Annotated in this window: 8 protein-coding genes; 5 read left to right on the top strand and 3 right to left on the bottom strand. The window is 55.2% G+C overall.

Features of this window, described 5'->3' with window-relative positions:
* Positions 1 to 160: 160 nt before the first annotated feature.
* From B7L72_RS03370 to B7L72_RS03360, 3 genes are read left to right on the top strand one after another with little or no spacing between them, the layout of a single operon-like run.
* The gene (locus B7L72_RS03370; RefSeq protein WP_081192545.1) at positions 161 to 1,306 is read left to right on the top strand and encodes an RNA-guided endonuclease TnpB family protein; all 1,146 of its coding nucleotides are present in this window, start codon (positions 161 to 163) and stop codon (positions 1,304 to 1,306) included.
* Positions 1,307 to 1,693: a putative quinol monooxygenase gene (locus B7L72_RS03365; protein WP_081192543.1), complete on the top strand. Its 387-nt coding sequence runs from the start codon at positions 1,307 to 1,309 to the stop codon at positions 1,691 to 1,693.
* Between the two features lie 51 nt (positions 1,694 to 1,744).
* A complete protein-coding gene (locus B7L72_RS03360; RefSeq protein WP_081136182.1) occupies positions 1,745 to 2,212 on the top strand; it encodes an S-ribosylhomocysteine lyase in 468 nt (155 codons plus the stop codon).
* A 110-nt stretch (positions 2,213 to 2,322) separates the two neighbouring features.
* Here the strand turns inward: B7L72_RS03360 and B7L72_RS03355 are convergent, their stop codons facing one another.
* The 3 genes from B7L72_RS03355 to B7L72_RS18850 all read right to left on the bottom strand — a co-directional run bounded on the left by B7L72_RS03355 (position 2,323) and on the right by B7L72_RS18850 (position 7,291).
* Positions 2,323 to 3,033, bottom strand: coding sequence for a DUF3800 domain-containing protein (locus B7L72_RS03355; protein ID WP_139788422.1), 711 nt, complete (start codon positions 3,031 to 3,033; stop codon positions 2,323 to 2,325).
* Between the two features lie 219 nt (positions 3,034 to 3,252).
* Positions 3,253 to 6,720, bottom strand: a complete 3,468-nt coding sequence (locus B7L72_RS03350; protein ID WP_081136181.1) for a DNA methyltransferase — start codon at positions 6,718 to 6,720, stop codon at positions 3,253 to 3,255.
* Positions 6,721 to 6,847: 127 nt separating this feature from the next.
* The gene (locus tag B7L72_RS18850; RefSeq protein WP_446718545.1) at positions 6,848 to 7,291 is read right to left on the bottom strand and encodes a methyl-accepting chemotaxis protein; all 444 of its coding nucleotides are present in this window, start codon (positions 7,289 to 7,291) and stop codon (positions 6,848 to 6,850) included.
* A gap of 185 nt (positions 7,292 to 7,476) precedes the next feature.
* Here B7L72_RS18850 and B7L72_RS03340 point away from each other — a divergent pair, with 185 nt between their 5' ends.
* Together B7L72_RS03340 and B7L72_RS03335 are read left to right on the top strand one after the other, a co-directional pair.
* Positions 7,477 to 8,547 (top strand): PAS domain-containing protein, encoded by a 1,071-nt coding sequence (locus B7L72_RS03340; RefSeq protein ID WP_081136179.1) that lies wholly within the window; start codon positions 7,477 to 7,479, stop codon positions 8,545 to 8,547.
* Positions 8,547 to 8,792: a GTP-binding protein gene (locus tag B7L72_RS03335; protein WP_249273173.1), complete on the top strand. Its 246-nt coding sequence runs from the start codon at positions 8,547 to 8,549 to the stop codon at positions 8,790 to 8,792. Before B7L72_RS03340 ends, B7L72_RS03335 begins: the two co-directional genes overlap by 1 nt.
* The last annotated feature ends 89 nt before the right edge of the window (positions 8,793 to 8,881 follow it).

The following is an 8,881-nucleotide window of genomic DNA, read 5'->3' as shown; positions in this document are numbered from 1 at the left end:
GTTGTTCCATCATCAGGATGCTTGATCATCAATTTTGCGCGGGAAACCCCGTCCTTTTAGGGCGGGGAGGGATAGCGCGGCGGCGTCAGCCGCCCCTGTTCCCGCTCCTCCGTTTTAAGTTGGTTGCCATCTTCACAGAAATGATACTAAAATGTGACGCATGACGAAACGCGCCTATAAATATCGGTTTTACCCGACGCCCGAACAAACTGAGCTGCTGGCTCAGACCTTCGGCTGTGTGCGTTTTGTCTATAACGCCATACTGCGCTGGCGTACCGATGCCTTTTATCAGCGCCAGGAAAAAATCGGCTATGTCGGCGCTAACGCCCGGCTGACCGAACTCAAGAAAGATCCTGAGCTGGCGTTTCTATCTGAGGTGTCGTGCGTACCCTTGCAGCAATGCCTTCGCCACCAGCAAGCCGCCTTCAAAAACTTCTTTGAGGGCCGTTCCAAGTACCCAGCATTCAAGAGCAAGCGGCACCGCCAGTCGGTGGAGTTCACCCGCTCGGCCTTTAAATACCGGGACGGCAAGCTGTATCTGGCCAAGAGCAAAACCCCGCTGGACATTCGATGGAGCCGTGAGCTGCCCGGCAATCCCAGCACCGTGACCGTTTCCAAGGACTCGGCAGGCCGTTACTTTGTGAGCTGCCTGTGCGAGTTCGAGCCCAGCAAACTGCCTGTCACACCGAACATGACCGGCATTGATCTGGGTCTGAAAGACCTGTTTATCACTGACAAGGGTGAACGGGTCGGCAATCCCCGCCATACTGCGAAATACGCCGCCAGACTGGCCAAGGCACAGCGCCGACTGAGCAAGAAAAAGCTCGGCTCGGCCAACCGCGCCAAGGCCCGGATGAAGGTGGCGAAACTTCACGCCAAAATCTCCGATTGCCGACAGGACATCTTGCACAAGCTGTCCCGCAGATTGATTAACGAGAACCAAGTGATCTGCGTCGAATCCCTGAAAGTGAAAAACATGATCCGTAACCCTTCCCTGAGCAAAGCCATTGCCGATGCAGGCTGGGGCGAGTTCGTGCGCCAGTTGGCGTACAAGGCGGAATGGGCCGGGCGCTCACTGGTCGCCATTGACCAGTGGTTCCCCAGCACCAAACGCTGCTCGGATTGCGGGCATACCTTGTCGTCGCTGCCGTTGTCGGTCAGGAAATGGGACTGCCCCGAATGCGGCGCACACCATGACCGCGACCACAACGCCGCGACCAACATTAAAGCCGCCGGGCTGGCGGTGTTAGCCCTTGGAGAGAATGTAAGCGGCATGGGGTCAGTCTCCGTGTCCTGTTCTCGGTGAATTGGGAATCCCCTTCCTTTAGGGAGGGGAGCAGTCAAGTCGAAGAAAATCTACTGCACCGCCAGCTTCAAACCCAAGCCTGGCAAAGAAGAAGCGGTCTTCAAGGCGCTGCAAAGTCTTGAGCCCAACGCCCATCGTGAAGATGCTTGCCTGCTGTACACGGTGACTCGCCAGATCGATAACCCGCTTGCCCAAGGCACCAGCTACCCCATCGTGTTTCATGAAATCTGGGCCAGCCGTGAGGAGTTTGAAGCGCATTGCCAGCGTAAAGAGATCCAGGAGTTTTTCGCTCAGCACGTCGAGTCGCCGGATGGCGACATCGAAGACGCCAACGTATGTGTCTACACCGATGAGCCGTGGAATTTCGACGCCCCCAAGGTGTCATGAGTGCACAACGTGTAGAATAGCCCCGCGAACGAGAGCGACTACGGAGCCAACATGACCGAAAAAAAGATGAACGTCGAAAGCTTTAACCTGGACCACACCAAAGTGAAGGCACCCTATGTGCGTCTGGCCGATATCAAGGAAGGCCAGCACGGCGACCGTATCCACAAATACGACCTGCGTATCTGCCAGCCCAACAAGGAGCACATGGAGATGCCCGCGCTGCACTCCCTGGAGCACCTGATGGCGGAGTTGTCGCGCAATCATACCGATAAAGTCGTCGATATCAGCCCGATGGGCTGCCAGACCGGCTTCTATATCGCGTTGATCAACCACGACGATTACGACGACGTACTGTCGATCATCGAGCAGACGCTCAACGACGTCTTGACCGCCACCGAAGTGCCTGCCTGCAACGAAATACAGTGCGGCTGGGCCGCCAGCCACAGCCTGGAAGGTGCTCAGGAACTGGCGCGTAACCTGCTGGCCAAGCGCGGTGAGTGGACTGAGGTGTTTGCGTGAGTCGTTGTGTAAGTAAGCACTGACTGCTGAACGCCCCCTTGATGGGGGCGTTTTTGTAGGGTAGCTTTAGGTGATATGTCGTTACTTATGCTGTTCGGCTATACGCTGCTTTAGAGTTGAACGGTGTGCTTATTGCTGCGTTCGGCTTTTCGGGCGGCTGGAAAGAAAAACTCAGAACAATTCAAGCATGGCCTGAGAATTTCAAAATATTCGGAACAGACTCCTTCATAATGCAACTGAATCGCGCCAGCCAACATGTCAGCAAACTGGATGCCAAGTTCTGACTTGCTATCTGCTTGCTTTATGCCTAGAGCGGTGTGGTTGTGGCCGTCTACTAGCCGTTCATAAAGCGCCCCTTGAAGATAAATATGAAGTGGGTGGCCTGCATTGGGGGCAATACCCCGAGGGTCAGGTATCAACGTAACCTGCCGGTATCGAGAGATAGGCTCCAATAAAAAAGACTTAATAAAGTAATTATAAAGCATGGAGTCATCATGCCGAAGACGTTCGTGTACGCCTTGTTTGGCAACAACGATAGCTCTGTATTCAATTGCTTGATGTTTTTGGCAGATTTCCGCAGCTTTTTCGCAGAACCATAGGCGAAGGCTATGCGGCATGTTGACCCACTTCATTTCTTCTTTTGGAGGCCATTTAGCTTTTTTCTTAACGTCCTTCACAGACCTGCAAAGGTATTTGTTGGCTTCCAGACAAGTGAAAGCGCTGGCAATCGTTAGATGCTTTGAAGATCCGCCTTTGCCAAAAGGCGCATCAAATTTCCAGCCTAAATCTCCGCTTTCATCAAGGTATACCAGTCGCTGCATAGGTGAGATCTAGTGCCAGAGAAAGTAAAAGGCCACTGCGATAGCAATGGCCTTGAAAGCAGGTGCGACCCCTGGGACCGGCGCACAAATCAGTACGCTTACGATGCTTACGCTGTCGCGGTTGTCCAGGCCTTACTCGCACATACCAATCATCGCTGAATCTACAAATGTGGTCAAGCGTCGATAGTGTCTATGCCAGCCTTGCTGTTTATCGTCATATCACCTTACCAACCGCCAGTGTTCGTCATCCTGCTGGGCTTGGCCGAGGGCGGCGAGGGCGGAGAGTACCTCGTTGACGCCTTTTAGCGGTTTGCGTTTGAACTGGGCGGCCAGGCTTTCCGCGCTGTGGGGGCTTTGGGCGAGCATGTCCCGCAGCAGCGTGACCTGGGTGGCGAGGTCTTTGGGCCAGGTGGCTTTTGTTTTGTCGGCGGCTGGGGCGCTGGCCTCAGCCGTAGTGCTTTGCAGCTCTTTTTGCGTGGGGGCGGCTTCTTCCGGCGCTTGGTAATCTGGGCGTAGCCAGCGCACCTTGCCTTGCGCTTCTTCCGCAGCGCGCTGTTTGTTGAGCGCCACTAGGCGCATCAGCAGCTCTTCTTCAGCTTCTGCCTGGGCGGCGGGTTTATCCGGCAGGGGCGTGGTGGCACCGGGTAAGCCCACGAGTGCTTTTGCCAAGTCATCCCAGCCGTAGGCGTTAAATACCGCGCGGTCTAAGGCATCGTGGTCGGTGAGCAGGGTGCTGACCAAGCCTTGCTGGTTAATGGTTTGCTCCTTGGCGTTGAGTTCTTCGCCTGCGCGGAGCTTTTCCATTACGTTGTACATGCCAGTGAGCGTCAGCGTTGGGTGCTCGGCCTGCTGGCGCTTGCGGTGGGCGTCGATCTGTTCGGCCAGTTGTCCGATCTGTGTCGCCTGTTCATCGGTAAGATCGGGGAAGGGGAAGGTCTCGAAACACTGAGTTTTCGGATAGACAGGTCGGTCTTCCAAAGTGCTACCAGTCGCAAGCGACCATTTAATATGAACACGACTCGATATAATTCCAAAACTATGAGCATCTTTTAACGCAATATTAATCAGTTTGTTGTCCGGTAAGATATCGGCATCCAAAAACGTAAACAGGCGGTGTTTTGCTGTTTCGACAGTGGCGATATAGCGGGGAAGGTCGGCAAGTTGATTACGTAATTTCGGGTTGGTCTCTCCAAAGAGCCACCAGTTGCGCTTTCGTGACTCACGCTTATTGTTGTCCCGCTCAGGCTTAACCCGTTCAAGTAACCACTGATAAGCCGCTGGGTATTGTGATTTTGCTTCATCGGCAGTTAGCCCGAAGAAGTCAATGACCATTACATCCCGAGAACTTTGGGTTAGGTCTCGGCCATTTCGGTAATGCCTAATATGTTGCTCTAAGCCTTGAGTAGCGCCAAGCCCAAGATGCCTAGCTTCTTCCTGCGAAACAATGAACCCTTTACCGAATAATGATACGCCTCGGTTACTAAGTTCGCTGTTAGATTGTAATGGCTGTGCATTTGCCACATCTGCCCCAATACTTAAATCGGCAAACACCTTACCCTCGCGGCGGCTTAGCGATACGCCGCGGGCTTCGCGGTTTTCTTCGCTACTTTCACTTGTTACTTGCTGCAACAGCCCCGGTGCTTCGCCGGCACGGCCTACGGTCATGGCGATGCGCACAGCGGCGCCGTTGTTGCCGTCTACCCAGGGGTGGTCGGGAATCGCAAAGGTGAGCGAAAGCGGTTTTTTGGCATCGTTTAAGTGTGGTTCCAGCACGCGGCGGTTGAAGGTTTGGCGCAGGCTATTGGTGGTAATAAAGCCAAACTGCTGAGCGTGGCCGTTGCGCACCGCGTCAGCAGCAATGTGCCACCAGTACATGACAAAATCGGCAGATTCCGGCACCGTGCCTTTAAATACCTGGCGCACGGCGTCTACATAGCCATCGCCGAGGGCGCGGCGCATGGTAGAGGCCCCAATAAACGGCGGGTTGCCGACAATGTAATCCGCTTCCGGCCACTCGGCGCGCTTGGGGTTGTGGTAGCGGTACACCGTGGTGCGGGCGGTTTCATCGGGGATCAGCTCGCCGGTGGCGGGGCTTTTCTTCATGCTGATGCCGTCCCAAATGGTGACTTCTTTGCCTGCGTCATCCAGCAGCGGTTCGCGGCGTTCAAACTCAATTAGCGCATCGCGGTTTTCAATGTTGTGGAAGTCTTTAAGGATCGGCTCGGGCAGGTCGAGCTTGCCGTTAATGCGGTAGTGCCACTGCAGGTAACCAATCCACAGCACAATTTCGGCGATGGCGGCGGCGCGGGGGTTAATTTCCATGCCGAGGAACTGCTGGGGTGAGACGGTTAGCCCTTCGGCGTCCAGTGAATCTTGCCCGCCGCTGAGGTCGGCAATCAGGTTTAACACCTCGCCTTCCAGGCGCTTCATGTGCTCTAGCGCGACATACAGGAAGTTGGCGCTGCCGCAGGCGGGATCCAGCACGCGTACTTGGCAGAGCTTGTGGTGAAAGGCGCGCAGGCTCTCTAGCGCTTTATCGGTTTTGCCTTTCTGGTTGTGGGTTTCCGCAACCACCTGGGCGGTGGCCCACTCCCGGCGTAGCGGTTCAATCAGCGTGGGCATGACCAGCCGTTCCACATAGGCGCGGGGCGTGTAGTGGGCACCTAGCTTGTGGCGCTCACGAGGGTCTAGGGCGCGCTCCAGCAGCGTGCCGAAAATGGCCGGTTCCACAAACCGCCAGTCGGCTTTAGCGGCATCAATCAGCAGTTGGATTTGCGCGGGGGTGAGCGGGATGGGGTCGATACCTTTGAACAGGCCGCCGTTAAAGCGCATTACCTTGGCCGTGAGTACGCCGCTAAAACCGCCGCTGTTCATGCTTTCCCACAGCGAGCCGATGGCATCGGTAAAGTGCTCTGGGGTTTCTTTCATGCGCTCTAAAAACGCGGTAAAGCTGCCTTTGGGCAGTAGCTCTACGTCTTCACTGAACATGGTGAACAAGCAGCGCTTCAAAAAGTGCGCCACGCGGTCCACTTCATAGCCATCGGCTTCTAGCGCTTTGGCCAGGGTGGCGAGTTTATCGCTTACGGCGCGGGTAACGCGAGCGGCATATTGGCTCGGGTCTAGGGTGTCGGGCGCTTCCCACAGGGCTTTTAGGCGTTGTTGAACCTCAGGTTGGCGCAGGTCTTCCAGCTTGATGCGGTAGTTGCGCGGGTCGGGGAAGGGCACATAGGTGCCGCCAGAGCGCGAAAATTCCGAATACAGCGCCAGGGTGCGGCCCACATCCGTTACCACAATAAACGGCGGGCGGCCTTCGTTGGCGGGCAGGGCGCGCACGTACTGGTCGGCTTGGTTATAGGCCGCCTGCATGGCTTTATCCCAACCTTTGGTTTCTAGCCCTTTGCCGGTTTGCTTGGCTTCCAAGACAAACGCGCCGCGCTTGTAGAGGTCGATAAAACCGCGGTTCTCGCTGCCGTCGGGGTTTTGAATATCTACCCGGCGCTCAAAGGTGTAGGCGTTTTCACTGTTATCTTTGCTGGCGGGGTCGGGCGTGGGTAGCGCCAGCAGTGCGCATAGCTCTGAAAGAAACAGCTGGTAGTTGGCCTTTTCGGTGCCGGTAGTGCCCTTCCAGCGGGCAATAAAGGTCTCAACGGCTTCAGGCGTAGCAACAGCAGCGGGCGCGTCAAACATCAGCAAGCATCCTTTCAGGCAGGGGTCTAACCACGTTAAGCGGGGTTAGATAGTAGCATGCTTAAGGGCTGATAAAAGAACGATGACGTGAGAGGGTGCACGTCCCTGTGCATGAAAATCGGTTCGCCTAAATATGCGTGTCAGCAGCCAGTTGCTCGATGGAGTAGGCAACGTCGCGGGCGTCTTGCAGGATCTTATTGACGATGGCATCGATTTCGCTGACGCTGGATTGGCTGGCTTTGCCTTGTTGAATCACCTGTTGCATGGCTTGCGTCGTGCGCTCTACCAACTGGCTGTTCTCTTTCAAGACACGGGTGATCTGCTCGACGGCTTCTGAGGCTCCTTTGGCTAGCTGACGCACTTCATTGGCCACGACGGCAAACCCGCGACCTTGTTCCCCAGCTCTGGCGGCTTCTACGGCCGCGTTCAAAGAGAGCAGGTTGGTTTGGCTGGCAATGTTGGCAATCGATTCCGTGATCTTGTTAATGCTCTGTGATTGCTTGTGCAGAGCATCGATCAACTCTTGTGCCTGTGCCAACGTCTGGGCTGCCTGCTCAGAGCCTTTGACCATCTCATCCAAGTGATCAAGGCTATCCTTCGCGGTGCGCTCTATTTGCGAAGTGCTGCTTTGAGCGGAACTGATGGTACCCTACATCTATTTACCAGATGAGAGGCACGAAGCGACAGGGTCGCTAGTCTATTCTGGAAGCACCGTTCTGAGGGCACCGTATTGCGGGCCAGTCACTCGAGGCGAGCATGCTAAATCAGCGTTGGCAGCACATCAGCAAATACAAGCTCACCCAGGAGAACGAGTCGGATGCCTTGGATCATCTGATCGCTTCGTTGGCAGACTTCTTCGAGTTCCCTGTTGCATTGATCTCGGTGCTTGGCCAGAAGCAGTGGTTTATCGCCAAGGCGGGGCTGGACATGGATTTCACTTCTCTTGAGGATTCCTTCTGTCGCCATGTCGTCGAACGGCGCGCTCCGCTGGTCATCGAGGATGCCAGCCAGCCCCCGGACTTTTGTGATAACCCCCTCGTGCTCTCCAGCCCATATATTCGCTTTTATGCAGGCGTGCCATTGGTGGCGGGCGGGCGGGAGGTCGGCGCCGTGTGCCTGATCGATGATCGGCCCAATACGCTGACCGCCAAAGACCTCAAGTTTTTAGAATCGCTCAGCTTTTTCATCAGTGATTACATCCGTCTCATCGACAAGCAGCGCGCCAAGGTCAGCAGCGCAGATTTTTCATTGATGATCGAGGCCGCTGATGTCGGCGTCTGGGATTGGGAAATTCCCAATGACCATAATGTCTTCAATCAACGTTGGTGCGAGCTGCTAGGGCTTGAGCGCGATGAGGTGGATAGCCGATCGTCTTTCTGGAAAGGCTTGGTACATAGTGACGACTATGCGCGGCTCAACAATGCCATACGTGCCCATCTGGCAGATGAAAGCGCCGTCTTGAATGTGGAGTATCGGCTGCGTCATGCGGAGGGTCATTGGCTATGGGTCAACACTTATGGACGTACCGTGGCCAATGATAGTGCAGGCCGCCCACTGCGCATGACCTGCGTGATTCGTGACATCAGCGAAAAGAAACGTATCGAGCTGCGCGAGTACAAGCAGGTTCAACTGCTGAATTTCATGAATCGTGCGCAGAGTGTCTTCCTTCAGGAGAAAAACATTCGCCACTCCTGCGAGCTGATTTTCGATGATTTATTAGCTCTGGCGGAAAGTCAGTTCGGTCTGATTGGCCAAGTCGTGGAACAGGAAGGTCATGGCAAGAGCGCATCAGCCCGGAAGCATTGGAGAGCTGGCTGGATCTGCTGATGGCCATGATGGGCGACAGAATGCTGCGCATGAAAGCCATCGTGCATCTGCAAGATCGAGACACACCGCTGGCGCTGCATGGCGTGCAGCATATCTTCCACCCACCGGCGTCGTTACCTGCCCACAGCGTCAGCGATCAGGTCTCCCGGTTCGTGTTCATTACCCATAACGTTTTCCCGGACACGGTGCGTCAGCTATATATGTTTTTCAACGCGAAAGCGGACAGTGTGGCTGTATTGTCTTAGCTCAAAAAGTTCTATAGTGAAGGGCGCTAAAGTCATATAAGGTATGAAAACCGGATACCCTTACTTGAGGAGCCACCATGTCACTACGC

This window comes from Halomonas sp. BC1 (genome assembly GCF_002078135.1).
Taxonomy (GTDB): domain Bacteria; phylum Pseudomonadota; class Gammaproteobacteria; order Pseudomonadales; family Halomonadaceae; genus Vreelandella; species Vreelandella stevensii.
This window is presented reverse-complemented; position numbering and strand designations above follow the sequence as displayed.

What these genes read in the sequence shown, in the direction of transcription:
- B7L72_RS03370 (WP_081192545.1), top strand. Translation starts at nt 161, where the DNA reads ATGACGAAACGCGCCTATAAATATCGGTTTTACCCGACGCCCGAACAA.
- B7L72_RS03360 (WP_081136182.1), top strand. Translation starts at nt 1,745, where the DNA reads ATGACCGAAAAAAAGATGAACGTCGAAAGCTTTAACCTGGACCACACC.
- B7L72_RS03355 (WP_139788422.1), bottom strand. Translation starts at nt 3,033, where the DNA reads ATGCAGCGACTGGTATACCTTGATGAAAGCGGAGATTTAGGCTGGAAA.
- B7L72_RS03350 (WP_081136181.1), bottom strand. Translation starts at nt 6,720, where the DNA reads ATGTTTGACGCGCCCGCTGCTGTTGCTACGCCTGAAGCCGTTGAGACC.
- B7L72_RS18850 (WP_446718545.1), bottom strand. Translation starts at nt 7,291, where the DNA reads ATGGTCAAAGGCTCTGAGCAGGCAGCCCAGACGTTGGCACAGGCACAA.
- B7L72_RS03340 (WP_081136179.1), top strand. Translation starts at nt 7,477, where the DNA reads ATGCTAAATCAGCGTTGGCAGCACATCAGCAAATACAAGCTCACCCAG.
- B7L72_RS03335 (WP_249273173.1), top strand. Translation starts at nt 8,547, where the DNA reads ATGGCCATGATGGGCGACAGAATGCTGCGCATGAAAGCCATCGTGCAT.